The following is a 25,965-nucleotide window of genomic DNA, read 5'->3' as shown; positions in this document are numbered from 1 at the left end:
AACTCAATAAAATTATTTCAAATTAGTATCGACTATTGTAACCAAAATAAAGCACATAAGCGTACTAATTTTCACATTTGAGTTACTGCGTGAAGTGACTTCAATATGGTACTATTTCAATAATTATCGGTAAATTGTTTTTAAGTAAGGAAATTACTTGCCTAGTTGGATATTAACTCGCTTTGCGGTTGGTTTATTTTTATTTTTTTCGTTTCATGTATTTGCAGCTGCGCAAGTGGTAACTAGTTATGAAATTAATGGTATTAAGGGCGATCTTGAAAAAAACGTTGCGCTGTACTTAAAACAATTAGAAGGTGACAATGCAACCAGTACTTTGTTAAGTCATGCAAAAAAACAAGTGGCGAGTAGTTTAAAAGCACTTGGTTATTATAAACCGACCATTAAGTTAAATTATAATAATGAAACACAAACCTTAGTGGCCACTATTGAGCGCGGACCTGTAACACGAATTGCAGACGTACGTATTACTGTCCAAGGTGATGGTAAAGATGACCCTCTACTCAAGCATAGCATCAACACTATTAATTTAAATCAAGGGGATATTTTAAATCACAGTAACTATGATGCGGCGCGTAAAAAAATTGAAGGGCAATTGCTTGAGTTAGGATATTTTGATGTTAAATGGCTAGCACACCAACTCGCAATTTCATTAAAGAATAACAGTGCTGAAGTGATCCTAACGATCGACACCGGTGTTCGTTATCAATTTGGTGAGTTAGTTTTGGGTGAAGAAACTCGAGCTGAAAAATACATCCGTTCTATTGCAAAATTTCAGCAAGGTGAAGCTTATAAAGCAACCTTGGTATCTGAGTATAACTTAGCGCTTTCAACCACTCCTTATTTTGCCAGCGTACGTGTTTACGCTGATATTTCTAATCGTGCAAATAAGCAAGTGCCTATTAGGGTTGACGTGCTACACAAACCTGCCAATAGTTATGAAATAGGCGGCGGCTACAGTACAGATCTGGGGCCCAAAGTGCGTTTTAAATGGTCTAAGCCTTGGATCACTGAAAATGGCCACTACCTTGAAAGTAACTTAAATGTGTCACAGCGTCAGCAAGATATTTCACTTGGTTACACTGTCCCTGTTGATGATCCAAATGATGACTTATGGCGTTTTTCTGTTGGTTACAAGTTAGAAGATGAGTTAACTAACGACGTATACAGTAAAATTCTCACAGGGCAACTACAACGGCAATGGTTGACCAATGATAACTGGGTTCGTACCGCTTTTTTACGCCGCGATCGTGAAACATACCGAATTGGCGATACAGAGCAAAGCTCAAAAATGTTAATGCCCGGGCTCAGTTACGCTAAAAAAGTTACCGAGGGAGGCACAACACCATCATCAGGATATCAATGGCTGGTGTCGGCAGAGTTTGGCTTAAAGGACATGTTTTCAACTACTAATATCGTCAGAATGCAGATACAAAATGCTTGGTTGCAAACATACCTTGACCGACATTTGATTTTTTTAAAAGCAAATATTGGTGCAATGTTGGTTGATGATATTGATAACGTACCATTTTCACTGCGTTTTTATGCTGGTGGTGATCAAAGCGTACGTGGTTTTGCATATCAATCAATATCACCTGAAGATGAAGCCGGTCGTTTGATTGGTGGTAAATATCTAATTACAGGTACTGTTGAATATAATTACCAGTTTGCAGAAAGTTGGCGAGCAGCCTTATTTGTAGACAGCGGTACAGCGACCAATGACTTTACTGACCGTGTAGAAGTGGGGGCTGGGTTTGGTATTCGTTATTTAACACCAGTAGGCCCTGTGAGAATTGATCACGCGTGGGGACTCACTAAAGAAAGTAACAGTACACGATTAAGTATTACCATAGGGCCTGAAATTTAATGTCAAGAATGAAAAAAATCATCACCGCACTCACAGTGTTTCTTGCCTCGGTATTCGTGCTGGTATTTTGTTTATTATTTACAGCACCGGGTAATCAGTTGATTGCCTATACCGCAAACAAACTAGTCGATGGCTTACACATAGATATTAACAATGGCCGTTTTTTATATAACGATTCATTTGATGTGCGGTTTCAACAAGGTGGCTTAGATTTTAATGCTAAAAACCTAAAAATCGATCTATATTGGTGGGGATGTGAAGGTATTTGCATCGAAAATATAAGTGCGCAGAGCATGGCACTGGTATTGCCCGATACTTCACAAAATTTAGCTGATGATGAAGCGACTGTTCCAGAGCTGCCAGTTGCCAGTAGTACTGATGAAATCAGTTTACCGATAGCAGTTTCGATTAAACGTATCGCAATTGCATCGTTTAAGCTTGCTCATCCCAGCGCTGATGTCACAGTGACAAAATTTGCGCTGTCAGCCTCGGCAGAGCAATCCCTGGTGACGTTAAAATCACTCTCAATTGCTCAAGTTGATGTGCTGCTCAAAGAGACTCAATCACCTCCTAGCGAACCACTAACTGCACTTGCGGCGTTACCTGACATCCATTTTAGCTCGCCGCTTGCAGCAACACTTGAGCAATTATTGGTATCGAAAGTAACGATTGTACAGGGTGAGCAAAGTCATGAAATTACAGATATTAAAGGTGCTTTCTCAATTGCAAAAAATCAACTGATATTACCTTCATTCAGTGCTGACTATTTGCAATGGCATTTGAGTAGCCAATTAAAAGCCTCCTTAGTTGATGATACGCCGGTTACGGCAAAAATAACTCTTAACAATCCAGAGCATCAGCTCAGTTTGGCTGTGGATGGTGATTTACACGATTTGCAATTAGATGTAGTCACCCAAGGGCAATATCCGCTAAGTGCAAAAATAAACGCAGATTTAAAAACGATAAACTTTCCTTTTTCAGTCAATGCAAATATTACTCAGTGGCAGCTTGAAGTAGATAACAACGCTTTAGAGATTAGTGATGTGCAGTTAACCGGCAAAGGTAATGCTGATGATTATAAGTTACAGCTAATAGCACAAAGTCAGTTGGCGGCATACCCTAAGGTACAGTTAAAATCCTCTCTTAAAGGTGGCCTAACCCAGATCCACGTCGATGACTTGTCATTGTTAGCGAACGAGAGTAAAGCCACTATTACAGCGTCTGCGCGTTGGGATAAAGGTATTCATAGTGAGTTTTCAGGGCAATTAACTCATTTGAAAGCCCAGTACCTAACAGATGCGCTAACAAGTGATCTTTCAGGGCAATTTAACGGTGTTTTCAGTGCTAAGCAGCAGCAATGGCAGCTGAAAATGACCAATACTCAGCTAGCTGGTACGCTGAACGATATACCATTTAGCTTTGCCTCAGACTTTGATTTAAATAACTCACTGTATGCAAGTATTGATAAGTTTGAGCTTGCCAGTGGTGAAAATAAACTTACATTATCTGGTGATATCACTAAGCAGTGGAATATTAAAGGGCTGTTACATTTAAATAAAGCGCAGCAAAATGAACTCGAATTTACCGGCGTTGGTGAAGGTAAGCTTGCGATAACTGGGCAACGATTGGAGCCGATAGTTAATTTAGATGTTGGCATCAGTCATTTAAGCTTTGCTGATATTGCGATTGAACATTTAGCGCTCAAAACAGACTTTAATTATGCCGCTGATTGGCAAACCAATGTGAGTTTAAAACTCACCGATGCGAGCGTATCTGGTCGTCATATCAACAGTTTTACTATAGCAGCTGCAGGTGATAAAGCTGATCATCAACTGCAACTTAATTTAGATGCCGCTGACGGAGAAGCTCAATTTGAAGTTGCTGGTAAATTTATTAATCAAGTATGGCAAGGCCGTGTCAGTGATGTATTACTTACTGATAATGTTATTCGTGTTAGCACACAACCGGCGGTTGCAATTGAATTTAATATCGACAATGGCGATTTTTCGGTGCAGCAACATTGCTGGAAAAGTGACAATAGCAAACTTTGCGTTGAGCAGCTTAGCCAAACTAACCAACAAGGTCAGTTTAAAGCGCAACTGGATAATTTTGATCTAGCCGAAATAAAACATTTATTACCTGAGAATATTATTACCGAAGGGGGCTTGAACGGCCAACTAAATGCGAATTGGCAAAACACTCAATTACAAACTTTAACAGTAGCAATTAGCTCACATGATTTGGCGGCTACGCTTATAAATGAAGATAAGCGCTATCGTTTACCAATAGAAACGTTTTCGCTTAACGCGACCGCGGATCAACAAAATACACAATTGCAGGCTCGTCTAAGTTCTAGTGTGATTGGTGATATCAGTGCTGACCTCAATGCTGAAGATTTAACTGGTCAGCAATTGCTTCGTGGTCAACTTATGATTGATAAGATTTTATTAACCGATTTACAGCCTTTTATGGGTACTCTAGAGCAATTAAAAGGCAGTATTAGCGGGCAAATTGCGTTAGCTGGCACGCTCAGTGCGCCATTGTTAAATGGTGAACTTGAGATTTCCGACGTGAATTTACAAGGCGAGCAACTTCCAGTCGCGATTGTGGATTCAAATATTAGTATCGCATTTGATAAAACCAAAGCGACCTTAGAGGGTCAGTTAAAAGATGCTGAAGGCGGTGACTTAGCACTGACCGGTGATATTGATTGGCAAGGGACTCAACCTGCAGTTAACTTAGCGGTACTTGGTGAGCAGTTTTATGTGCGTGCGCAGCAAGGAGTGATTTTTAAGATCTCCCCAGACTTAAAAATAAGTTTAGTTGATAATGCTTTTAAACTAGCAGGGCAAGTGGTTGTTCCGTATGGTCGAATAGAAATCGAAGAGTTACCAGAAGGCGCTGTGCGAGTCAGTGATGATGAGATTATTATTGATAAGCAGACTAAGCAAACGCAAGCAGTGCCTTTTGATTACGATATAAACTTAAAGCTAATTGTTGAAAACGATGTGCGTATAAAATCTTTTGGTTTGGAGTCAAAAATTGAAGGTGATTTAGCGATTAAAATGGATCAACAAACGCCAATGATCACCACCGGTGAATTGAATTTACGACAAGGGACATATCGTTCATTTGGTCAAGATTTGATAATTCGCACCGGGCAAATTGGTTTTAGTGGCCCAATTGATAAGCCGTACTTAAATATTAAAGCGATCCGTAATCCAGCCAATACAGCTAATGATGTTATTGCCGGGATCACTTTAACAGGCAATATCGACCAGCCTGTATTCAAAGTGTTTTCAGAGCCTGCAATGGATCAAGCACAATCACTCGCTTACTTGTTAAATGGTCAACCATTAGGTGAAGGTGATAGCTCAACCGATGCGATGTTAACTCAGTTGTTGCTATCGCAAGGGGTGAGCCGCAGCGAAGGAATGGTTTCTAAAGTTGGTGAAACGTTTGGTTTATCTGATGTGAGTTTGAGCTCTAAGGGTAGCGGCGAGGAAACCAAAGTTGAAATTTCGGGTTACGTTGCGCCAGGCATTCAAGTGAAATACAGTGTGGGGATTTTTGACTCCCTTAGTGAAGTGGCTGTACGCTATCAGTTACTGTCGCAGTTATACATTGAAATCACCAGTGGCCTGTATCAAAATGTTGATATTCTTTATAAATTCGATTTAGATTAATGGTCATGATGCATTGAGAGCCTATATTTTAGCTTATGTATTTTGTTTTTTTAGTGGCTTAGCTAACACGCAATTAAGTGTTAGCTAAGCCGAAGGTCATCCTTATCCTGCTGAGTTACTCGCACTGGTATTAAGTAAGTCTGCTATCACTATTGCGCAAGCTAATTTAAAAAATCGTCTAATTGTTCAGCTTCGCAATCCCTTATTGCCGCGCAGTGCGCCGATTCAGCAACAACAATTTTGGCTTGATAAAAAAACCTTAACCCAATAATGTAGCACCACTAATAATAAAAAAAGTTGTGGGATATGTTGAAAAAATCATGCTTAGCTGCGGTTGCGTTAATCTTGAGTCAAACAAGCGTGGCAAACACGGTTGAACAACCAACAGTCAGTGATGTAATGAGTAATGTAAGCGCATCAGAATGGCGAATGGTAGACACTGATAATATCATTAAAATTACTCTACCTTCGGGCGCGGCGTATATTGAACTTAATCCATTACTTGCACCAAAACACACACAGAATATAAAAAAACTTGCTCGTGAAGGCTTTTATAGAGGTTTGAGTGTTTACCGTTTTGTGGAAGGTTTTGTAGCCCAAGGCGGTGATGCCAGTGGTAAAAAAGTAATTAACACTGCAAGTAAAGCTGTACCTGCTGAGTTTTATTTAGCGACTAAAATGGCACTTAAAATTACCGAACTGGATAGAGAAGATGGTTACGCTGCAATCACGGGGTTTTTAAATGGCTTTGCAGTGGCACAAAATGAAGCGCAAACCCAAACTTGGCAAGTACATTGTAACGGTATATTTGCGATGGCAAGGGATAATGATATTAACAGCGGTGGCACTGAGTTTTATGTCACATTAGGTCATGGACCTCGTTACTTAGATAGAAATATTACCGTATTTGGCCGGGTGCTAGAAGGCATGGCTCATTTTAATCTGCTCTCACGCATAGAAACAGCAGGAGAGAAATTTAATCCAATAACGGATCTGCAAGTTTTAGCTGATATAAGCAAAGAGGACCTGAGTCAATTTAAGATGCTAAAAACAGATTCTAATAGTTTTAAAATGTTGATTAAAGCGCGTCAAAATCGCAGTGAAGCATGGTTTGTAGAAACGCCTAATTATGTTGATGTATGCGGTATGTCAATACCAACTAAAAGAGTTAGTGAGCTAGAAAGTTAGCGAGTTGAAAATTAACCCCGAGCGGGCTCGGGGTTCTATACAATAAAATGACTATTATTGGCGGTTTATTTTCACGTTAAATGGTATTGTATCGTGATCTGTGGATCGATATGGGTTGATATCAAGGCCACCACGTCGGGTGTAACGGGCATAAACTTCAAGCTTGGTAATCTTCAATTGCGTGATTAAGTCACAATAAATACGCTCAACACATTGCTCATGAAACTCATTATGAGTACGAAAAGAAATCAAATACCGCAATAAAGACTCTTTACATACTTGCTCACCGGTATAGCGAATAATAATACTCGCCCAGTCAGGTTGTGAGGTGATCAAGCAATTAGATTTTAATAAGTGACTGTGCAGTGTTTCAGTCACTGTATTTGTCGCGACCGCTTGTAAAGAGTTAGCATGTAAATGGTAGTTATCAATTTCAATGTCTAAGTCGTCAATGCACTCACCAGGCAACGGCGTACAGGGTAAACAGTTATAATCACTCGGGCTGTACAAAGTAACATTGACGGGCTTTGCTACTGCTGTCGATAGATCCGCAGTTAGAATAGCCTGTACGTCATCAATTGAATCAAAACGGCTTTGATTAAAGCTATTTAAATATAACTTAAAAGACTTTGATTCAATGATATGGCTACTTTGACAAGGAAATTCAAAGGTGGCCACGGCAACCACAGGTTTACCTTTTGCGTTTAACCACGACAGCTCATAGCCAGTCCAAAGATCTTGACCTTTAAAGGGTAAGGCACTTTCATCAATGTTTAAATCATCGCGGTTAAGTTTACGTGCGATCGGAAACAATAAGCTCGGTGTGTAGGTATCTACATACTCGGTTGACTGGCCAAGTACGCTGCCTTTTAGTTCAGGTGAATTGCTGTAATCTGTCATGTTACGTCTTTTATAGTTACAATAGCGCCATTATACCTAAAGCTTATGAGTTTCACAGTATGAGTATTGCTACAGAATTAGAACAACTTCATCAACGATTTGCCCAGCGCCAGTTAGAGCAGACAGATTCATTACCATGTATTGAGCACGACAGTGATTGGTCAAGCCCTTGTGAGGTTGGCAGTGCGGATGCAAATGGTATGATCCAATGGCAGGCGACGCGTCGCAGTCCTACAGGCTCTTTAACTGATTTAGCAGCAGCCCTTGAGGTTGAATTTCCACAAGCACTGAATGAGTATTATGGCGCGTTTTTCGCAGGAGCAATTACTGCCAAAATAAACCAACATAGCGTGGAGTTACTGCAAGCTTGGAATGAAGATGACTTTGATTTACTGCAGCAAAATATAACCGGGCATGTATTGATGAAGCGTAAGCTTAAGCAAGAGCCAACGGTATTTATAGGCTTAACGGATCAAGACGATTTATTAGTATCAGTATTAATTTCTTCAGGTGAAGTATGTTTGGAGTATGTCGGAAAGAAACCGCATCATACCTTAGCGGCTAATCTTGGAGAGTTTATTGCAGCACTTGAAATATAACAATGCTAAAAAAGGGAACTGCAGTTCCCTTTTGTTTTATTACTGAAAATCCCACGATATATTAGACACTAAACCACATGGTTCACATCTAAAATCAAATAAGCCAAACCATGATTCAGGTAACTTCCACTCGTTATTACAGCCTGGGCATTTACGTTCAAGCTCAGATGCTTTGTCTTTGCCACCAACCCGATACAAATAATAATAAACTGGCTTTTTAGTTAAAAAGCTAACACGTTTGGCAATATCTTTACCGCGACGAGAAAGATCGCTATCAATGTTTGATATTTCATCTAATGCAGGAAATTCACAACGCGTTGCACCATTAATTTGAATTTGGTCGCAAGCTTGCCAGTCTTCTTGCCATTTTATTAAAGTTTTATAATCACCATTGGCAATCGCGGGTATTTTAAACAACGGAACGGGTAAAAAATCATCACCGCAATACAGCGGACTACATGTATGCACATAGGTTGTATATAAAATATAGCTGGACGGCTCATGACACTCATCTGCACCATTAGAGTGAATATCTTGGCCGATCACTTTTACTTTTGGTGCCAGCAATCCAGCGCTATGTAATTTATCAATGCTGTGTTTTACAAATGGACTGTTGTTGAGCGGGTGCATTGCATCATCAGTTGGACACATAACACGCGTTACAAAGTAGCCATCTTTTAATACTGTTGGGAATTCTTCTCCCATTATTTGCCCATTAAAGCGCAGTGCATTAACTAAGCGGTTTATCGCTTGTTCGGCATTTTCAAGGGTCGTATCTTGGTAACAATCAAACGTTAAATCAACAACAAACATGATGGATCTCTAATTTATTATTTTTCAAGTAGTGCCAGTAAGCGGTCTAGTTTTGTTTCGATGCGATCAAGTTGACTAGAGTTGTCTACAGTCTCACTTTTTTGCTGAGGTTGTTTTGCTAAATTATGGATAGAATCAGGGTTATTTTTATATTGGCTAACAGCAGCAATAATAACAGGCAATGGAATAGGTTGTGTCAGTTTACTTTTAGTTAAAGCTACAGTAGGAATTTTGCCTTCATCAAGAAGGGCTTTAATTGCATCAAAAACAACAGCATTCATTCGATTTTTAAACTCTTTAAAGTAAGGCATAGCACTAACATGTGCTGCGCCGGGTATAATAACAGGTGGTTGGCCGTAGCCAAATACTTTTACTGCTGACGTAAACGTACATCCAGTTCGTCAATCACTTCACTCCAATCACCATCTTCTGCTAATGATTCAGCAATAAAATGTTGTTGTGCTTGATCCCAAAAAGGGGCGTCTTGTAATAATGTTGTGGCAGGTAATGAATGAGCAGCAATGAAAGTGTCAATTTCAGTCTCTGAGCTTGGTAAGCCGAGTTGTTTGAATAATGTATTGATATCGTGTTTAGTGGTATCCATGTCATGCTCCTTGATGGTAACAGTTATAGGACTTTATGATGGGTTGTTAGAGTTTAACACCCGCTGAATTTGCCTTTTAACGCAGATAGGAATATACCTATAGTTGTTGATGTACAAAAAATCAAAATAATAAAAAGGACTAGCTATGACAGTTGAGACTGAAAATGAGACATTTCGAGTTCAATATATCGCTGCAGAAGACATCAGTATTGCTGCGAGCTTAATCTATCAAGCTTATCATGATGATCCGCTATTGCAACCAATGCTCAATTATAGTGAGGCGAATAAAGCCGCTTATGAAAAAAAATTACGTGCTCTGATCCGTGAAGAGCTCAGTACTTTTTGGCAAGAAAAACAGCCGCTGATTGGTTTATATAAAAATGATCGTTTAAAAGCGGTTGCGTGTGTATTCGAATCATCAAGTCAGCTGCAAGCACAGCGCTATTGGCACTGGCGTTTAAAGTTAATGCTTAGTGCTGGCTATTTGCAAACAAATCAATTAATTGAAAAAGAGCAAACGATCCGTAATGCGCTCGCAGCACAAGGAAATTACTATTTTTTAGCCTTTATCGCAGTTGATCCTCATTTTCATGGTGAAGGCCTCGGCCGTCATCTACTGCGTGGCTTGAATGATTTAGTTAGCGGTAATCCAGCTGCATCGGGTATGGCTGTATTTGTAACCCAAGATAAACATACCGCGTTTTTTGCCAGTGAAGGTTTTGTGCACTTACAACAACTGACTTTTAACAATGTACAAGGTGAACTGCTATTTAAATCAGCTCAATAGCATTGATTTAAGATAAAGCGCCATAATGGAAATGTCACTGTAGGATATGTCTCACATTATCGTGCGCTTAAGCCTTTTATATCGCTGTGATCATGATTGATTTCATCGTAACAAACTGTTTTATAGTAAAAAAATTGTTTTTGCAAATTTGTTACATGAAAATTATTATTATTTATGACTACCGCTGAGTCCACTTTGCTTTAAACTTTACTTTGTCAAGACGACACAGACTCAATGAATGAGCTGCTGCCAAGGAAACGGATTATGGCAATTAAGCAAGATGCTTAGCAGGAAGCAAATGGACAAGTTAACACGGATGCAAGGATGAGTTAGGACACTGCGAGGATGCGGTACATTAGCGGAGCTAATGATAAGGATAGCCCAAAGGATTATATTACAGGAAGTAATAGGAGCGTTTGGAAACGCAGGATGGCCAGGTAGGCAAAGAGGATAACACTAGGATGTGTAGGATATTGCATAGATGCAATGTGAGGGTGTATTTGGATATATACCCGTTCAGGGGATAGATAAAAATGGTAGCTTCGGCGTAGGTATGGATGCCTTATTATGGACGAAGTCAGATTGGGGCGTAACTATATGTTACGCCTTAGTTTTTTATAGTTAACGTGAAATGATTAAATATCAGTGTGCGCTGATAACTTTCTAACTTTCTAACTTTCTAACTTTCTAACTTTCTAACTTGCTAACTCACTAACTCACTACTAAATCTTATGTGGCGGCACTAAAACGCTTTTCAGCATTTCATTTTCCATAAATAACACCCCTTGATAAACGCTTTCACCATCACTGGAAAATTCAAAAATAAACTCGCTTTTGATACCAGGTTTGCCGCTTTTTAAAAGGCCAAAGCGGCGTTTAGTGCAGGCGACACTCATTAATTGCACTTGTAGCTGGTCGCTTTGACGTTTTGCATGTGCGTTGGCAGCTTCAGCAACTTTACGATTAAGCCAAAACAAATAAATTACACTACCAATGATAATGAATGTCCATAAACTTGCCATTTACGAGAATAACCTTCCAATTGCTCGCGCGAGGGTTTCGCTGCGATTTTCTTTACGAAGTAAACCTAATAAGTGTGGTCGAATACTCGGTATTGCAACTAAGTCAGCAAAAATACTTGGGAAAAGCTCTTCAATTTGCTGATGATGGGCGCAATTGTCCATAAAAATATGTAACCGCTCAGGATCAGTGAGCAAGTTAAAACAACGTCCTGCTATGGTCAGTAAAACATCCGATTCTGTGGCAATTTCTGAATCTAAAATAGTATCCACTAATTGTGCCGTAAGTGTTTGCGCTTGTGCTTTTGACATTGCACGTAGGGCACAACACAGTGCTAAGGTATCTTTTTGCGCAATGGCTTGCTGGGCGTAGCTTAACAACTGTTGACTAAATACCGACGGTATTTCAACATGTTCAAGCATTGCGCTGAGCGGTTGTAATACTTCAGCTGGCAGTTGCTCCCAGGCTTGTTGTAATGACGCTAGATTTTTATCGCTATCTAAGCGTAATGCAAAATCAGCAATACCCTGTACTGCCACACTTTGCCAATTATCAAACCCTAGTTTGCCACTAAAATACAGTTGGGTGTACTCATAATATTGTGAGGCAGGTTGTTTTAATAACACTTTTAACTGTGCATTAAATGCAGCTAGTTTATTTGCGTTAGGTGTAAACACATACGGGTTATTATCAAGCTTCCCGTCAGCTTGCTCGCCGGTCAAATCATTGCCAAGTGCTTCTATTACCATATTGGCAAAGTGATCGCGACTGGCGCATACCAGTTTGCTTTGCTCATCAACTGGAAACTTTAAAAACCACACGTAGGGCTCTCTACTGGCTTTGCTATCCCAAAACTGAATAGCTAACCATGCATGGCCTGCGAGCGGGAAAGGATAGGGGATCTGTGCTTGCTCAATGGCTAAAAATTGCTTTTTATCTAGCTTGGTAATATGTCTGCCAATATCAAAAACGCGCCAATTTGTGCCTGCGCCATCAAGTAATTGCCCTAAGGTTGCGATCTGCTCGGTCATAATGATCCACTGATTTTTACTGCAAAATTCGTTAAATTATACGCCATAGCAGGCCATGTTGGAACAGGGTATAATCAAGCAATGATAATCAACAAGGGTGGTTATGTACCAACAGACCCAAACTTACTTAACGCAACTCGAAGACTTATTAAAACAGCATCAACTTTGGCAAAATACTCCAATTGATCCGCAAGCGTTAAACTCAACAGTGCCATTTTGTCACGATACTATGGCGTTTGAGCAGTGGTTACAATTTGTATTTATTGAAAAAATGCAAATGTTAGTCGCTCAACAACAGCCGTTACCGAGTAATTTTGCCATCGCGCCAATGGCTGAACTCATGTTAGCGCAAAAAAATGGTGGTGCAGCTGTGATGCAATTATTAGCTCAGCTTGATAAGTTATTAGGAAGAGAAGTAATAGTGAATGAACGTCCAGCCCCCGTTGAGTTTGGCGAGCTTGAAATTTTGTACCGTGATGAAAACTATATCGCAATTAATAAGCCTTCTGGTTTATTAGTACACCGATCATTTTTAGATAAACACGAAACACAATTTGCGATGCAGATGCTGCGCGATCAAATTGGCCAGCATGTGTTCCCTGTGCATCGTTTAGATAGGCCAACATCAGGTGTGTTACTGTTTGCATTGAGCTCTGAAGCTGCACGGGACATTAATCAGTTATTTATTGATAATCAAATCTCGAAACGTTATCTCGCGTTAGTGCGTGGTTTTGCTCCGGAGTCGGTGTTTTTAGATAAACCACTAAAAGAACAGCTGGATAAAATTGCGGATAAGTTTGCTGATCAAAATAAAGCCCCACAAGAGGCACAAACTCAGTTTAACTGCTTGCAGCAAGCAATGTTACCGATACCAATTGATAAATACCCAACAGTGCGCTATTCGCTGGTGGAGTGCTTTCCTAAAACTGGTCGTAAGCATCAAATCCGCCGTCACTTAAAACATTTATCACTGCCTATTATTGGTGATGTTAATCATGGTGATAATCAGCATAACCAATTTTTTAGAGAGCATTTTGCATTACGTCGATTAATGTTATTTGCAACTGAGCTTAATTTTGTGCACCCTTATACTCAACAACAAATCAATATTAAAGCGCCGCTAGGTGAAGCAATGCTCACTATTTGTCAACAGCTTGGCTGGCCACATCAAGAGAAGGATTATTAATGGCAACTATTAGCATATTTGTAGGCAGTGTTTATGGTGGTGCCGAGCGTTTAAGTGACGACGTTATTGACGCAATAGAACAAGCAGGGCACAGCGTAAATTTAGTTGATCAACCAACCATTGCAGATATTCAGCAAGCCACACATATTTTAGTGATCACCTCGACCACCGGACAAGGTGATATTCCTGACAACCTTGCTGGTTTTTTTAACGAGTTGAATAGCACTTTTCCTATGTTAACTGCTAAGCCATACGGTATTATCGCCATGGGCGACCGAAGTTATGGTGATACGTTTTGTGGCGCAGGGCGAAGTTTTGATGAGTTATTTCGTGACTTACAAGCACAACCTATCGGTCATCGTTTAGAAATCGATGCCTGTGAAGATTTTGAACCTTGGCCAGTAACTCAGCCATGGCTCCAAGAGTGGTTAGCTAAGTTACCTCAGTAGATAATAAAAAAGAGCGAAAACGCTCTTTTTTATTATCTGTATAACTTCGTTTAGGTGCTTTTCACATCCACTTTAAGCTTTAACTTTTGTCCTGGTTGTAAGTATTTTTGTCCTGATAAGTCATTCCATTTGATAATATCGTTGACTGTTAAATTAAACTTAGCTGCGATGCGAGCCAGAGAGTCACCACGGCGAACTTTATAGGTGATTGTTCGATTGGTACTGGCTAACGCCGCCTGAGGGGTCTTAGGGCTCTGATAAACCGTTAACTTTTGTCCTAAACGTAACACACTATTCTTTTTAAGTTTATTCCAGCTAGCGAGTTCATTAATGGTTACATCGTACTCTCGGCTTATATCCCATAAAGTATCGCCATTTTTAACCGTATGCGAGAGCTTCTTTTGACTATTGTTATTCACCGCCATACGCATTTGCTTTGGTAAGTGTTTACTATTGATTGCACCGTCACTTAACGGCACTAATAATTGCTGACCAATACGAATGGTATTTGACTTTAGTTTATTGAGTGATTTGATAGCACTGGTGCTGGTGGCAAACTTTTTCGCAATCACCGATAAACTGTCACCGCTTGCGACAATATATTGTTGCCAACGCAGACGATCTTTCATCGCTGTTTTAGCTAATAATTGTTGAAACTGCTCAACTTTATCTGTTGGTAATAATAAAAAGTGAGGACCATTTGGATCCGTTGCCCAGCGATTAAAACCTGGATTTAAACGATATAATTCAGTCAGGCTAATATCAGCCATATCCGCGGCCAGTGCTAAATCAATTTGTGAACCTACATCAACCGCTTCAACAACTTGTGCATTGATAATCGGGTTCCACTTTATCCCAAAGTCATCTTGGCGTTTTAATAAGTCTGATAATGCTAATAGTTTTGGTACGTAGGTGGTGGTTTCACTGGGTAAATCAAGAGACCAAAAATCAGTAGGCAAGTGCTTTTTACGGTTCTTTTTTATGGCGCGTAATAAACGCCCTTCACCTGAGTTATAGGCCGCGATGGCGTTGAGCCAATCACCCTCTAAGGTTTTATGTAAATAAGATAGATAATCAAGCGCCGCACGGGTTGATTGTACAATGTCACGACGACCGTCGTACCACCAGTTTTGCTTTAAATCAAAACGCTCACCAGTTTGTGGCATAAATTGCCAAATACCTGATGCACTGCGGTATGAGTAGCCAAATGGATCAAAGGCACTTTCAACAATCGGCAGCAATGCAATTTCGATTGGCATATCGCGTTTTTCAATTTCTTCTACAATAAAATGTAGATAAGGCTCAGCACGTTTTGAAATACGGTCTAAATAAGCTTGGTGTCTTGCGTAGTAATTACGCTCAGTGACGACAGGCCGATTTTGCGGGACTTCAATCGATAGTTGATAACGAATACGCTCCCATACATCATCAAAAATAGGTGCTTCATCTACATCATTTACTTGGTGATATTGCGCATTGATCATCAACGCTTCGCTAATATCATTTGGGCTTGCGCCTTCAAGTTGCGATTGTTCTGGGTGATTAGCAACTAGGTCATCAGGTTGTGTTGATGTTAATGTTTGACATCCACTTAGCACTAGTGCTAAGGCTAAAACAAGGGGGGATTTATTCATAAATACCAATGCATCAGGTAAAAAACTCGGCGAATACTACCTGTAATGAGATAACATTGCCACTTTTTGACTATCTAAAATCGTAATAATCAACTATCTAAAAATTTAATTGCTTGATTATTATTAGATTGTTTTTTAAAAATGGTCTTTCCAGATTCTAAGACCTGCAAAGTTTTGCCAAGGTTCATTATTTTGTAAGGTGCTTTTTGTACTCGGATTATATGTTTCAGGTAAGCGCTTTAGTATTCCAGTAATATCAGTTCGCATAAATGGGTTTATTTTTAGCTCTAATGCGAGTGTACTTGGTAAGGTAATTTGATTATTTTGACGCTGAATATCTACCCACTGTGCGTACTCAATTAAATCGCGGTTGCTAGGTTCCACCGCCAACGCAAAAGCTAAATTTGCCTGCGTGTATTCATGGGTACAATAAATTTCACATTCAGGTGGTAATTTTTTTAATTTATCAAAAGAGTGCTGCATCTGCTCAGCGGTTCCTTCAAATAAACGCCCACAGCCACCGCTAAAAAGAGTGTCGCCAGTAAATGCTAAATTAGGGTTAAGGTAACAAATATGATCTAAGGTATGTCCAGGTGTTGTTATGATGGAAAATTCTGTCCCAAGTACGGTTATCTTATCCGCGTCCATTAATGGTTTTGTGATCCCTTTAAATGGACTATTGTGTGGGCCGTATACATCAATACCTACAAATTTTTCACACAAAGTGGCTACGCCATCAGTATGATCATAATGATGATGGGTAACTAAAATACCCGCTAAGGTCAAACCTGCTTGGTTTAAATAAGTTAACACTGGTTCAGCTTGACCTGGGTCAACTACCCATGCTTGCGAACTTGTAGGGTCGCTAAGGCACCAAATGTAATTATCAGAAAAGGCTTTAATTGCTTTGACTTGCACCATGTGACATTGCTCTATAAAGTGACGATATCAAACAGTATAACGAGCTCAGCGTATGAAACCAGCCCTTAGTTTTCAAGAAGGACCCAAACCACTGTCGTGGCAAGAGTTTCCTCATGGTGACTATTTACGTAGTGATATAGAACGTAAAATGGCCAAGTGGTTACCGCGAATGTTTGGCTATCACATGTTAAAACTCGGTAATCTCAGTGGCGAACTTAATACCAGTAAAAGCACCATTAAACACCAAGTCTGCGTAGCAGAGTCAGGACCATTTACAGGTGTTGTTGCCGATATAGATGAACTCCCTTTTTACGAGCACAGTGTTGATGCCTGTATATTAAGCCATTGCTTAGAGTATCACACCGATCCGCATCATATATTACGTGAAGCACACCGCACCTTAATACCAGGTGGCTATATGGTGATCACCGGGTTTAACCCATTTAGTTTATGTGGACTGGCGCAATTGTTGCCCTTTAGCGGTCAAAAGTTGCCATGGACGGGACGCTTTTTCACTCCCGCACGAGTAAAAGATTGGCTTAACCTATTAGGTTTTGAAATAGTCAGTGATGAACGTTTTATTTATTCGTCATTAGCACGAGGCAACCGTTTATCGCGGTTTGCGCCATGGCGACGTTTTACCAAGCAATATCTAAAACCCATGGGAAGTGTGTATATGTTGGTCGCTCGTAAACGAGTTGCGCCTTTGACACCCATAAAGCCTAAATGGCACGCTCGTCCACAGTTTGCTCCAGTAAAAGGAGCGGGTTTACGGCAAACCTCAAAGCAACACTGTGAGCGGAAGCGTTAAATAACGCTGACTGTTTTGCTGTGCTTTTGGTAATTGGCCTGCGCGAATATTCATTTGTATTGCTGGGTGCAATAATTTAGGCGCACTGAGTGTTGCATCACGGGCGCTACGGGTTGTTATGTAATCTTGCTCAGAGGCTTGTAGATGAATATTACTGGTGCGCTGCTCGAGTACCGATGTTTTGTTGGCAAGCGGGCGATCACCCGGCTGATAGTCGTGGCACATCCATAAAATAGTTTCATCGGGCAGGGCTAAAATACGTTGCAGTGACTGATAAAGCGTTTTGGCACTGCCACCTGGGAAATCACAGCGTGCAGTACCGCTATCGGGCATAAAAAATGTGTCACCAACAAACAAGTTGCCTTCAATTAAATAACACACACTGTCTGGAGTATGGCCTGGTGTCGCTAATACAGTAACCTTGTGTGCGCCCAGTGCAAAATGCTCGTTATCAGTAAATAGCTGTTCAAATGGGCTACCATCACATGGCATATCAATATTATACAGGCGGCTAAAATGCTCCTGCACTTGTATTATTTTTTTACCGGTTGCTAACTTGCAAGGATGATATGCCGCAAGTTGCTGCTTTATATAACTGGCGGCAGTAATGTGATCTGCATGGGCGTGGCTTTCTAAAACCCACTCAAGAATAAGTTGGTTATCGTTTATATGGGCAATGATCTCGTCGGCGGTTTGAAAACTTAACGTACAGCTAGCAGCATCAAAGTCAGCAGGGGCATCGATCAACATGGCAGATTTAGTGGTTTGGCAAGACACTAAATAAGTAAAGGTAGCACTTTGCTGATGAAAAAAAGACTCGATCGAGATAGCCATTTAACAACTCCATTATTTAATATATCCAAAGCTTATATCATATAACTAAGTTGTTAAATGGTTTATGATGAATTACCTACTAATATTATTCAGGGTTGTAACCTTCATCGACTAATAAATCTTTACTGCCAGCGGCATCACGCGCCAAATCATCAACAATTTCATTGTATTTATTGCCGCTATGACCTTTTACCCACTTCCAAGTCACATTATGACGGGCGCAGGCTGCATCAAGACGCTGCCATAAATCGACATTTTTAACTGGTTTTTTAGCAGCCGTTTTCCAGCCTCGCTTCTTCCAGTTAGCAAGCCATGATTCAATACCTTGTTTCACGTATTGGCTGTCGGTGGTGAGGTTTATCTCACACGGGCGGTTTAAACTCTCAAGAGCAACAATTGCTGCGAGCATTTCCATTCGATTATTGGTGGTGAGGGTATAGCCTTGGCTTAATTTTTTTTCGTGGTCATTATAAAACATAAAAATACCATAACCGCCGGGGCCCGGATTACCTAAACATGAGCCATCGGTGTAAATCTCTACGGTTTTTTGCACTGTTTTCCCTTGATCTTATGTACAATAAAGTGATTATAGAAAGATACCAGAGTCAGGCTAAATTCGATATGGCACGTAGACAAATAGTTTTAGATACAGAAACCACCGGCATCGACCCTAAACAAGGGCATCGTATTATTGAAATTGGCTGTGTGGAATTAGTGAATCGTCGTTTAACCGGCAATAACTTTCACGTTTATATCAACCCACAGCGCAAAAGTGACGAAGAAGCCATTGATGTTCATGGTATCACTAATGAGTTTTTACGTGATAAACCGTTATTCCATCAAATAGCTCAAGAGTTTCTCGACTATATTAGAGGGGCGGAGCTGGTAATTCATAATGCGCCGTTCGATGTCGGTCATATGGATAATGAATTTGCGTTGCTCAATCAAGGTTATCAAAGAACCCATGATTACTGCCAAGTTCTCGACACCCTCAAAATGGCGCGTGACTTGCATCCAGGACAGAAGAATAACTTAGATGCGTTATGCCGGCGTTATGATGTAGATAACGCTAAGCGTACCTTACACGGCGCACTACTGGATTCTGAGATCTTAGCTGACGTTTATTTAGCGATGACGGGGGGGCAGGTAAAGCTCAATCTTAATCAAAATAAAAATCAAGGCAGTGAGCAACAACAAAAAGAACTGCGTCGTTTAGATTCAAACCGTCCACCGCTGGTGGTCTTACAAGCCAATAATGATGAGCAACTCGCTCACGAAGAGCGATTAAATATAGTCAACGAAGCCGGTGGTCAATGTATATGGCGCGCCGAATAAGGCAAAACATGAGAAGCATAATGTTAGTTGTGTGTTTGGTTATGATGTTACCAAACACCAGCAGTGCAACAAATGAAGATAAAATAACCTTACTGCAGCGCGATGGGCGGCAAAATGAAATTCCTTTACTGGAAAATCGTTTTCGTATTGATTATAAAGTTGACGAAATCACCTTATTATTTTTTCGCAAGCCCGGTGCACCAGCAGTGGTATTGGTAAAACCCGATGGCAGTAAATATTATGCAACCTCGGCGAGAAAAGATGACAACCTACAATGGTTTGATGAGCTAAGTTATGATCTGATTACTATTAAGCAGCCAATGCCTGGGCCTTGGCAGGTCGTTGGTAGTATTTTGCCGAAAAGCCGGATTGTGGTGTTAGGAGAAGTAGAATTACAAGCCGAACCATTACCCCCATTACTGTTTCGTGGCGAAACAGTTAAAATTACAGGGCAAATACTAAATGATGGTGAGCCGATTCAAGTGGGCTTATTTCGGGATGTGGTCAGTTTAAATGTTGATTTTATTAGCACCAATAACAGTGACTTTGCAAACTTTGGCGCTGGCACTCAGAATGTTGCTGAATTTAAAGACGATGGCCGTGGTTTCGATGAGCGCCCTAAAGATGGTATTTTTACCGGTGAATTTAAATTAGTTTTCCCAGCCGGACAATGGCGACCAGAGCTATATATTGAAACCCCATTATTAAAGCGCACCGTCGTGCAAGATCTTATCGAAGTTAAAGAACCCCCCTTTAGTTATGAAATCGCCTTAGCCGAAGATGACCTGCAAGAACATCATTTAACTATTACCCTCGATAACCAAATAGTGCAACCAGAGACGGTATTGATCCAAGGTAAAATTTATTATCCCAATAATGAAGAGCAAATGTTTACGCTTGATGCTAAAAACAGTTTGACCCGCCAGCTGACGATTAAAAATTATGATTGGGGGCGATACAGTGTTGAACTGTCTGTTTTTGGCACTAATGTAAATGGCCGTGAATTTATGGCAACTTTACCGACCTATAAATTTGAAATCGAGCGGCCAATTGAAGTGGTGCCTGAATTACCAGCACCAATTATTACCCCAGCACAGCAACAAGAAATAGAAAGAGTTGCTAAGGAAGCCGAATCAATGGCAACAATTACATTTATTAGTTTAATTGTTGGCGGGAATTTACTGGTTTTGCTGTTGGGTTGGTTAGCAATTCGTGTATTTGTGCAGAAAAAATCAATCATGCCGAAAATCAACTTACCATTTTTGAAGAAAAAAACAGCAGTTGAAAATGAGCCGCAAAGTAATGAAAAAAAAGAACTCGACAAAAATGGTTCAAAAAGTGATAGATCCGGTGAAATTTTAAACCTTTCGATGTCAGATGACTAAAAAACCTGTAAAAAAACAAAAAAGCCCTTGACGAAGTAGGGGTTGGTTCGTATTATTCACGCCGCTGTCAGGGGAGACTCAGACAGCAACGAAAATGTGGAGTGGTAGTTCAGTTGGTTAGAATACCGGCCTGTCACGCCGGGGGTCGCGGGTTCGAGTCCCGTCCACTCCGCCAATTTTCGACAATTTGTAAGTACACGCTGGAGTGGTAGTTCAGTTGGTTAGAATACCGGCCTGTCACGCCGGGGGTCGCGGGTTCGAGTCCCGTCCACTCCGCCAACACTTACACAACATATGGTTGTAAAACATATTCTTATTATGGAGTGGTAGTTCAGTTGGTTAGAATACCGGCCTGTCACGCCGGGGGTCGCGGGTTCGAGTCCCGTCCACTCCGCCAATAAGAAAAAATAACAGTTTAAATATGCGCTGGAGTGGTAGTTCAGTTGGTTAGAATACCGGCCTGTCACGCCGGGGGTCGCGGGTTCGAGTCCCGTCCACTCCGCCAACTATTTAAACAATGTTATATTACAAAATTTGTATGCTGGAGTGGTAGTTCAGTTGGTTAGAATACCGGCCTGTCACGCCGGGGGTCGCGGGTTCGAGTCCCGTCCACTCCGCCAACAAATTAAGTAATAACAAGTATAATGATATCTCTGCGGAGTGGTAGTTCAGTTGGTTAGAATACCGGCCTGTCACGCCGGGGGTCGCGGGTTCGAGTCCCGTCCACTCCGCCACTTGATATCAGTAATAAAATTAGTAAGTGCATTACCCCATGCACATACCACTGCGGAGTGGTAGTTCAGTTGGTTAGAATACCGGCCTGTCACGCCGGGGGTCGCGGGTTCGAGTCCCGTCCACTCCGCCACTTGTTATTTCCTCAATAACAAGCTTATAAAATCCTTGTATACCTATTGCAATAAAACATACTTTAGCTATCAGCTATCAGCTATCAGTTATCAGTTATCTTATCTGAACTTGACAAAGAACATAAAAAAACCTGCAATCTTGATCAGAATTACAGGCTTATAATTAAACTTCTAGTCAGCTTTAATATATTAGCCTTGTGGGCCAAAGCGTTCTTTTAAGTAGGTATCTAAAAAGTTTAGATACGCGTTGGAGGCACTGATACGGTTTTCTTTTTTGCTAAAACCATGACCTTCATCGTCAAATAATACATATTCGACCGGTACGCCATTGGCTTTCACTGCGGCAACTAACTCATCACTTTCTATCTGTAATACGCGCGGATCGTTGGCGCCTTGAATAACCATTAATGGTTTGGTGATATTCTTAGCATGGAATAGCGGTGAGATTGCACGATGACGCTCGCCGTCCGTTGCAGGGTCGCCCATTTCATCGTACAACGCTTTTTTAAAGCTTTCCCACCACGGTGGAATTGAGTTGAGCGTTCTTACCCAGTTGGTGACACCAAAAATATTAATGCCCACTTTGAATTCTTCAGGCTCAAAAGCAAGCGCTGCTGCGGTCATGAAGCCACCGTAGCTGCCACCTATGATACCGATTTTTTCTGCATCGACCCAATCTAAACTTTGTAAGTGTTTTTTACCGTAAACAATGTCTTGTAAGTCGTCGGTGCCGTGTTTTTTATCATCTAAATGAAAAAAGGTTTTACCATAGCCTGAACTGCCACGGTTATTAACCGCAAAAATAGCATAGCCATGATTGACTAAATGTTGTTGCATTGCACTGTAACCAGTGCGGCTTTGGCCACCTGGGCCACCGTGCACCCAAATTAGCGCTGGCACTTTATTATTGCTACTGGCTTGCTTGGGTTTATAAAGTACGCCGGGTATCTCTAAACCGTCAAAGCTTTTAAAGCGCACTATGGTACTTTCAACTAAATCATTTTGATCTATCTCTTTGCTTAAAGTATTACTTAATTGCTGTGCCTTATCACTACCCACTTGCCAGACAAACAGGTTACTTGGCGAGGTATCTGAATTTAAGTAAAACGCCATGCTTTTTTCATCTGCAGAAAAGTTAACACCACGTAAGTTACCTGCGGGTAACTGAGGCATCGCAATCTCTTTGTCTGACTGGGTATCAATCACCGTGACTTTAGTGCTGGCATCGGCATTGACACCGCTGACTTGATAACGCCCTGATTTAGAAAAATAAATGAAGCTGACATCCCAATTATATTTTAATACAGGGCTATGCTCCTCTGAGGCCAACTCATAACGCCACACTTGTGAAAACTCGCCTTTAGCATCCGTTGAGTAGTATAAGTATTTACTATCAACAGAGAAGGTTTCAGGCGTGTATTGAGCTGGTGTATTGTGTTTTGAAATTAGCTGTGGTTTGAGGGTCTTTTTATAGGTATCGAGAATAAATGTGTCGCTGTCTTTATTGGTGTTATTTTTAGATAGTGCGATATAGCGGCCATCGGGGCTGATTGCTCCGACATCTAAACCAAGCGTATTTTGATAAACAGGGGTGATTTTATAGGTTTTACTATCAACGCGGTATAAGTCCATAAATTTAGCATCGCGCTGGTTACTAGTAATAAAAAACTCGCTGCTATCTTCTGTAAATCCTGCAAAGCTTGCGCGGGTTTCATCGCCGGGGGTTAAATCTGTTATTGACCCGTCAAGTTCACGGACGTAGACGTGAAAGCGCTCATTGCCGCCAGAATCTTTGGTAAAGAGGACCCTTTCATCATTTGGGAAGTAACGGACAGGGTAGGTGCTATCCTGAAAATTGGTTAAGCGGGTTTTGTTGCCTGTTTTTGCATCTACTTCATACAAGCTGTAAATACCACTTTCATCAGAGCTTACCAGTACTTTATCGCCATTGGGTGAAAAGCTACTGCCCATAATTGCGGTGGTATCAAAGAAGGTTTTAGCATTATAGGTGCTAACTTGCTGAGTTTGCTGCGACTGTACTGTGGTGACGGCTGTTGTTGAGGTTGATTGGCTACAACCGCTCAAGGCAATACTGATTGCACAGGCGAGTGCGGCAAATTGCAATTTTTTGTTCATAGTACATTCCTTGGTTTATTGTTATCTAATCATATTTTTACCGGTTTTAGTGTTGCCCTAACCCTATTTTAACGCAAGTTTTTAGCTGATTTTAACTGCAACAAAGTGTTACAAAGCCTGTATCGTTAAAAATACAGCCTACGTTATAATACTCACTCATATAAAAGGCTCTCTCATATAAAAGGAAAGTGATGATTGAAGTTAGTGGTTTACACAAGCAATTTGCCCAAAACATCCTATATAAAGATTATCGCATCAGCTTTACAGCACCGAGGGTATGTATTGAAGCGCCGAACGGTCAAGGTAAAACCACGCTGCTAATGATGCTTGCTGGACTTGAGCAACCACAAAGTGGACAGATATTATTTGCAGGCAAGGTGTTGTCTGAGCCTTATAAACAGGTAGCAATTGCCAGTGATCGCATCGCGCTGCCTGAGTTTTTAACCGCGAAACAAATTATCAATTTAACGGTTAGCAGTTTAGGCTGCGATTGGCCGACAGCGCTTATCAGCGGCTTTAATTTTTCAGATTTTTTAGCGACTCGTTTTGATGCGTTGTCATCGGGTAATCAAAAAAAGTGCCAATTAATTTTAGCGTTAATGCGCGGTGCGCCGTATTTGTTACTAGATGAGCCCTGTGCGGCACTTGATCAAGCCAGCATTATATATTTACTTGGTTTACTAGATAATTATTTAGCAGATAAAGCGCATGGGCAAATCATTATCACTTGCCATGAGCCGGCGCCGTTTATCGAGCATGGCTTTGAGTGTGTCCTCTTATGAGCAAGCTAGGTATTAAGCTTGAGATTGCACAATATCGCTCATTTATGCAGTATCGTTATCAGGCCTATAAAATTGAGCTGGCACAACTACTACAGCAACTTAAAAACTTCGGCTTATTATTTTTAGTGGTACTTGGCTCAGCCATGCTTGGAATGATTTTGCTGTTATTTTTAGGTCTGGGCAAAATCATCGACAGCATAGATGCGCCGCAATATGGCGCTCAAATGGCGTGGCTGTATCTATTACTGCAAAGCGTGATGCTCAGTGCAATGAAATCAGCCATTCAAAATAGTCAGCAGCGGCTCTTTCAACGCACTATTGTAAGGTCAAACTGGCTTAAGTTAATGGATATAAAACTATTGGTTTTAAGCAATGGCTGGTTGCTAGCAAGTGCTGTAATTGCGCTGGATTTAAACTATTCACAGTGGCTACGAGCACCCCATTTTGTGCTGTTTATGTTACAGCAGTTTAGCCTCGGTGTACTGTGTTTGTACAAGCCAAGAGCATTAATATATGGCTTAGTATTTACTGCTATTTTAGTCTTGCTACCGATTAATATAGCGCCGTTAGCCTATCACTGTGGCTTTATTATATTATTTGCGCTGAGCATGTTGTTGCCAGCATTTTCGCTGAGCGACCGGTTATCGGTCAATGCATTATCTACTTTTTGGCTGAGCTTTTTTATGCAACATAGCAGGGTACTAGTATGGCGAGTGGCTTTATTGTTGTGTGTATTTATGGCAATCACTACTTTGCTCAATGAGCGTGCTGATTTAGAGGCTATATTTAGTGTGATAGCCGCCGCTTTTATGGTGTTGTTTACCAGCTCACTGCAATTTGATTGTGGCAAGCTACATGATAAGTACCAGCTATTTTTTCAAGCAAATAACCAATCGCGGCTGTTTTTTATCAGCCAATTTATGCCAAGTTGCTTGTTCTTTTTGATAACACTTAGCAGCTATCTGTTGTTTGTCGCTCAAATAGAGTGGCTATTACTGAGCCTGAGTGTTGGCTGGGGTACATTACAATTATATATAGCACAAAAAAAACCAGCGCATTATGCGCTGGTTTGGATGATCACAACAGGCGGGCTGTTGGCTGTGTTAACTTAAT

Annotated in this window: 23 protein-coding genes, 7 tRNA genes and 1 pseudogene; 20 read left to right on the top strand and 11 right to left on the bottom strand. The window is 40.8% G+C overall.

Translation table 11 applies throughout. The features are described 5' to 3' along the window. Window positions 1-169 precede the first annotated feature (169 nt). The 3 genes from H5186_RS12090 to H5186_RS12080 all read left to right on the top strand — a co-directional run bounded on the left by H5186_RS12090 (window position 170) and on the right by H5186_RS12080 (window position 6,759). Window positions 170-1,885, top strand: a complete 1,716-nt coding sequence (locus H5186_RS12090) for an autotransporter assembly complex family protein (protein ID WP_404936145.1) — start codon at window positions 170-172, stop codon at window positions 1,883-1,885. Beyond that, window positions 1,885-5,571, top strand: a complete 3,687-nt coding sequence (locus H5186_RS12085) for a translocation/assembly module TamB domain-containing protein (protein WP_182794495.1) — start codon at window positions 1,885-1,887, stop codon at window positions 5,569-5,571. Before H5186_RS12090 ends, H5186_RS12085 begins: the two co-directional genes overlap by 1 nt. A 306-nt stretch (window positions 5,572-5,877) precedes the next feature. Beyond that, complete coding sequence (locus H5186_RS12080) at window positions 5,878-6,759, top strand: peptidylprolyl isomerase (protein WP_182717944.1); 882 nt, start codon at window positions 5,878-5,880, stop codon at window positions 6,757-6,759. A gap of 54 nt (window positions 6,760-6,813) precedes the next feature. Here H5186_RS12080 and queF read toward each other — a convergent pair whose 3' ends face one another. Beyond that, window positions 6,814-7,659 carry an NADPH-dependent 7-cyano-7-deazaguanine reductase QueF gene (gene queF, locus H5186_RS12075; RefSeq protein ID WP_182717945.1) on the bottom strand — a complete coding sequence of 282 codons (846 nt, stop codon included), beginning with the start codon at window positions 7,657-7,659 and terminating at the stop codon, window positions 6,814-6,816. A 59-nt stretch (window positions 7,660-7,718) separates the two neighbouring features. Between queF and syd the strand changes: the two genes are divergently transcribed. Next, on the top strand, window positions 7,719-8,258 hold the full coding sequence (gene syd / locus H5186_RS12070; RefSeq protein WP_182731911.1) for a SecY-interacting protein: 540 nt from the start codon (window positions 7,719-7,721) through the stop codon (window positions 8,256-8,258). Window positions 8,259-8,297: 39 nt separating this feature from the next. Here syd and H5186_RS12065 read toward each other — a convergent pair whose 3' ends face one another. From H5186_RS12065 to H5186_RS12055, 3 genes are all read right to left on the bottom strand, one after another. Further along, a complete protein-coding gene (locus H5186_RS12065; protein WP_149982924.1) occupies window positions 8,298-9,071 on the bottom strand; it encodes a Zn-ribbon-containing protein in 774 nt (257 codons plus the stop codon). Window positions 9,072-9,088: 17 nt separating this feature from the next. After that, on the bottom strand, window positions 9,089-9,352 hold the full coding sequence (locus H5186_RS12060; RefSeq protein WP_182784871.1) for a hypothetical protein: 264 nt from the start codon (window positions 9,350-9,352) through the stop codon (window positions 9,089-9,091). A gap of 89 nt (window positions 9,353-9,441) precedes the next feature. After that, window positions 9,442-9,675, bottom strand: a complete 234-nt coding sequence (locus H5186_RS12055) for a DUF2789 domain-containing protein (protein WP_149982926.1) — start codon at window positions 9,673-9,675, stop codon at window positions 9,442-9,444. Window positions 9,676-9,820: 145 nt separating this feature from the next. On the opposite strand from H5186_RS12055, the gene H5186_RS12050 reads away from it, so the two are divergent. Further along, window positions 9,821-10,462: a GNAT family N-acetyltransferase gene (locus H5186_RS12050; protein WP_182794494.1), complete on the top strand. Its 642-nt coding sequence runs from the start codon at window positions 9,821-9,823 to the stop codon at window positions 10,460-10,462. A gap of 722 nt (window positions 10,463-11,184) precedes the next feature. On the opposite strand, the gene H5186_RS12045 is transcribed toward H5186_RS12050, so the two are convergent. Continuing rightward, a complete protein-coding gene (locus H5186_RS12045; RefSeq protein WP_169019573.1) occupies window positions 11,185-11,484 on the bottom strand; it encodes a DUF3301 domain-containing protein in 300 nt (99 codons plus the stop codon). Further along, window positions 11,485-12,513 (bottom strand): DUF3549 family protein, encoded by a 1,029-nt coding sequence (locus H5186_RS12040; protein WP_182794493.1) that lies wholly within the window; start codon window positions 12,511-12,513, stop codon window positions 11,485-11,487. 103 nt (window positions 12,514-12,616) lie between these two features. Here H5186_RS12040 and H5186_RS23060 point away from each other — a divergent pair. The 3 genes and pseudogenes from H5186_RS23060 to H5186_RS12030 form a co-directional block, all read left to right on the top strand. Next, a pseudogene (locus H5186_RS23060) lies at window positions 12,617-12,904 on the top strand (YqcC family protein); the annotation flags it as partial. Window positions 12,905-12,934: 30 nt separating this feature from the next. Further along, window positions 12,935-13,699 carry a tRNA pseudouridine(65) synthase TruC gene (gene truC, locus H5186_RS12035; RefSeq protein WP_310736236.1) on the top strand — a complete coding sequence of 255 codons (765 nt, stop codon included), beginning with the start codon at window positions 12,935-12,937 and terminating at the stop codon, window positions 13,697-13,699. After that, window positions 13,699-14,148, top strand: a complete 450-nt coding sequence (locus tag H5186_RS12030; protein ID WP_149982930.1) for a flavodoxin — start codon at window positions 13,699-13,701, stop codon at window positions 14,146-14,148. The genes truC and H5186_RS12030 overlap by 1 nt, the downstream gene beginning before the upstream one ends. 50 nt (window positions 14,149-14,198) lie before the next feature. Here H5186_RS12030 and H5186_RS12025 read toward each other — a convergent pair whose 3' ends face one another. After that, window positions 14,199-15,782, bottom strand: a complete 1,584-nt coding sequence (locus tag H5186_RS12025) for a LysM peptidoglycan-binding domain-containing protein (RefSeq protein ID WP_149982931.1) — start codon at window positions 15,780-15,782, stop codon at window positions 14,199-14,201. Between the two features lie 135 nt (window positions 15,783-15,917). Beyond that, entirely contained in the window at window positions 15,918-16,703 is a 786-nt protein-coding gene (gene gloB, locus H5186_RS12020; protein WP_182794492.1) for a hydroxyacylglutathione hydrolase, read from the bottom strand. A gap of 52 nt (window positions 16,704-16,755) precedes the next feature. Between gloB and H5186_RS12015 the strand changes: the two genes are divergently transcribed. Further along, a complete protein-coding gene (locus H5186_RS12015) occupies window positions 16,756-17,514 on the top strand; it encodes a class I SAM-dependent methyltransferase (RefSeq protein WP_145241649.1) in 759 nt (252 codons plus the stop codon). Here the strand turns inward: H5186_RS12015 and H5186_RS12010 are convergent. Together H5186_RS12010 and rnhA are read right to left on the bottom strand one after the other, a co-directional pair. After that, complete coding sequence (locus H5186_RS12010; RefSeq protein WP_182761640.1) at window positions 17,485-18,348, bottom strand: MBL fold metallo-hydrolase; 864 nt, start codon at window positions 18,346-18,348, stop codon at window positions 17,485-17,487. The genes H5186_RS12015 and H5186_RS12010 overlap by 30 nt on opposite strands. Before the next feature lie 85 nt (window positions 18,349-18,433). After that, window positions 18,434-18,901: a ribonuclease HI gene (gene rnhA / locus H5186_RS12005; RefSeq protein WP_145241653.1), complete on the bottom strand. Its 468-nt coding sequence runs from the start codon at window positions 18,899-18,901 to the stop codon at window positions 18,434-18,436. A gap of 68 nt (window positions 18,902-18,969) precedes the next feature. Between rnhA and dnaQ the strand changes: the two genes are divergently transcribed. The 9 genes from dnaQ (at window position 18,970) to H5186_RS11960 (ending at window position 21,933) form a co-directional block, all read left to right on the top strand. After that, complete coding sequence (gene dnaQ, locus H5186_RS12000; RefSeq protein WP_182717952.1) at window positions 18,970-19,683, top strand: DNA polymerase III subunit epsilon; 714 nt, start codon at window positions 18,970-18,972, stop codon at window positions 19,681-19,683. A 41-nt stretch (window positions 19,684-19,724) separates the two neighbouring features. Continuing rightward, complete coding sequence (locus tag H5186_RS11995; protein WP_404675522.1) at window positions 19,725-21,068, top strand: TIGR03503 family protein; 1,344 nt, start codon at window positions 19,725-19,727, stop codon at window positions 21,066-21,068. Window positions 21,069-21,166: 98 nt separating this feature from the next. Further along, window positions 21,167-21,243: transfer RNA gene (locus H5186_RS11990), tRNA-Asp, on the top strand. 27 nt (window positions 21,244-21,270) lie between these two features. Then, window positions 21,271-21,347, top strand: a tRNA-Asp gene (locus H5186_RS11985). Window positions 21,348-21,388: 41 nt separating this feature from the next. Then, window positions 21,389-21,465: transfer RNA gene (locus tag H5186_RS11980), tRNA-Asp, on the top strand. 31 nt (window positions 21,466-21,496) lie between these two features. Beyond that, window positions 21,497-21,573: transfer RNA gene (locus H5186_RS11975), tRNA-Asp, on the top strand. Between the two features lie 38 nt (window positions 21,574-21,611). Continuing rightward, window positions 21,612-21,688 (top strand) — tRNA-Asp (locus H5186_RS11970). Between the two features lie 37 nt (window positions 21,689-21,725). Further along, a tRNA-Asp gene (locus tag H5186_RS11965) sits at window positions 21,726-21,802 on the top strand. A 54-nt stretch (window positions 21,803-21,856) separates the two neighbouring features. Then, a tRNA-Asp gene (locus H5186_RS11960) sits at window positions 21,857-21,933 on the top strand. 190 nt (window positions 21,934-22,123) lie between these two features. On the opposite strand, the gene H5186_RS11955 is transcribed toward H5186_RS11960, so the two are convergent. Then, window positions 22,124-24,070, bottom strand: a complete 1,947-nt coding sequence (locus tag H5186_RS11955; protein WP_182784928.1) for a S9 family peptidase — start codon at window positions 24,068-24,070, stop codon at window positions 22,124-22,126. Window positions 24,071-24,261: 191 nt separating this feature from the next. Here H5186_RS11955 and H5186_RS11950 point away from each other — a divergent pair, with 191 nt between their 5' ends. Together H5186_RS11950 and H5186_RS11945 are read left to right on the top strand one after the other, a co-directional pair. Then, window positions 24,262-24,852 (top strand): ATP-binding cassette domain-containing protein, encoded by a 591-nt coding sequence (locus H5186_RS11950; RefSeq protein ID WP_182794491.1) that lies wholly within the window; start codon window positions 24,262-24,264, stop codon window positions 24,850-24,852. Then, on the top strand, window positions 24,849-25,964 hold the full coding sequence (locus tag H5186_RS11945) for a DUF6136 family protein (RefSeq protein WP_182794490.1): 1,116 nt from the start codon (window positions 24,849-24,851) through the stop codon (window positions 25,962-25,964). The genes H5186_RS11950 and H5186_RS11945 overlap by 4 nt, the downstream gene beginning before the upstream one ends. The last annotated feature ends 1 nt before the right edge of the window (window position 25,965 follow it).

This window comes from Pseudoalteromonas sp. SG41-2, assembly GCF_014164535.1.
Lineage (GTDB): Bacteria > Pseudomonadota > Gammaproteobacteria > Enterobacterales > Alteromonadaceae > Pseudoalteromonas > Pseudoalteromonas rhizosphaerae.
The sequence above is the reverse complement of the archived record's forward strand: the minus strand, read 5'-3'. Positions and strand labels throughout refer to the sequence as shown.

Excerpts from the sequence above, each read along its gene's own strand:
- H5186_RS12045 (WP_169019573.1), bottom strand. The coding sequence starts at position 11,484 with ATGGCAAGTTTATGGACATTCATTATCATTGGTAGTGTAATTTATTTG.
- H5186_RS12055 (WP_149982926.1), bottom strand. The coding sequence starts at position 9,675 with ATGGATACCACTAAACACGATATCAATACATTATTCAAACAACTCGGC.
- H5186_RS11955 (WP_182784928.1), bottom strand. The coding sequence starts at position 24,070 with ATGAACAAAAAATTGCAATTTGCCGCACTCGCCTGTGCAATCAGTATT.
- H5186_RS12025 (WP_149982931.1), bottom strand. The coding sequence starts at position 15,782 with ATGAATAAATCCCCCCTTGTTTTAGCCTTAGCACTAGTGCTAAGTGGA.
- H5186_RS12010 (WP_182761640.1), bottom strand. The coding sequence starts at position 18,348 with ATGGCTATCTCGATCGAGTCTTTTTTTCATCAGCAAAGTGCTACCTTT.
- H5186_RS12065 (WP_149982924.1), bottom strand. The coding sequence starts at position 9,071 with ATGTTTGTTGTTGATTTAACGTTTGATTGTTACCAAGATACGACCCTT.
- gloB (WP_182794492.1), bottom strand. The coding sequence starts at position 16,703 with ATGGTGCAAGTCAAAGCAATTAAAGCCTTTTCTGATAATTACATTTGG.
- H5186_RS11945 (WP_182794490.1), top strand. The coding sequence starts at position 24,849 with ATGAGCAAGCTAGGTATTAAGCTTGAGATTGCACAATATCGCTCATTT.
- queF (WP_182717945.1), bottom strand. The coding sequence starts at position 7,659 with ATGACAGATTACAGCAATTCACCTGAACTAAAAGGCAGCGTACTTGGC.
- dnaQ (WP_182717952.1), top strand. The coding sequence starts at position 18,970 with ATGGCACGTAGACAAATAGTTTTAGATACAGAAACCACCGGCATCGAC.
- H5186_RS12060 (WP_182784871.1), bottom strand. The coding sequence starts at position 9,352 with ATGAATGCTGTTGTTTTTGATGCAATTAAAGCCCTTCTTGATGAAGGC.
- syd (WP_182731911.1), top strand. The coding sequence starts at position 7,719 with ATGAGTATTGCTACAGAATTAGAACAACTTCATCAACGATTTGCCCAG.
- H5186_RS12050 (WP_182794494.1), top strand. The coding sequence starts at position 9,821 with ATGACAGTTGAGACTGAAAATGAGACATTTCGAGTTCAATATATCGCT.
- H5186_RS12080 (WP_182717944.1), top strand. The coding sequence starts at position 5,878 with ATGTTGAAAAAATCATGCTTAGCTGCGGTTGCGTTAATCTTGAGTCAA.
- H5186_RS12015 (WP_145241649.1), top strand. The coding sequence starts at position 16,756 with ATGAAACCAGCCCTTAGTTTTCAAGAAGGACCCAAACCACTGTCGTGG.
- H5186_RS11950 (WP_182794491.1), top strand. The coding sequence starts at position 24,262 with ATGATTGAAGTTAGTGGTTTACACAAGCAATTTGCCCAAAACATCCTA.
- H5186_RS12085 (WP_182794495.1), top strand. The coding sequence starts at position 1,885 with ATGTCAAGAATGAAAAAAATCATCACCGCACTCACAGTGTTTCTTGCC.
- H5186_RS12040 (WP_182794493.1), bottom strand. The coding sequence starts at position 12,513 with ATGACCGAGCAGATCGCAACCTTAGGGCAATTACTTGATGGCGCAGGC.
- H5186_RS11995 (WP_404675522.1), top strand. The coding sequence starts at position 19,725 with ATGATGTTACCAAACACCAGCAGTGCAACAAATGAAGATAAAATAACC.
- H5186_RS12030 (WP_149982930.1), top strand. The coding sequence starts at position 13,699 with ATGGCAACTATTAGCATATTTGTAGGCAGTGTTTATGGTGGTGCCGAG.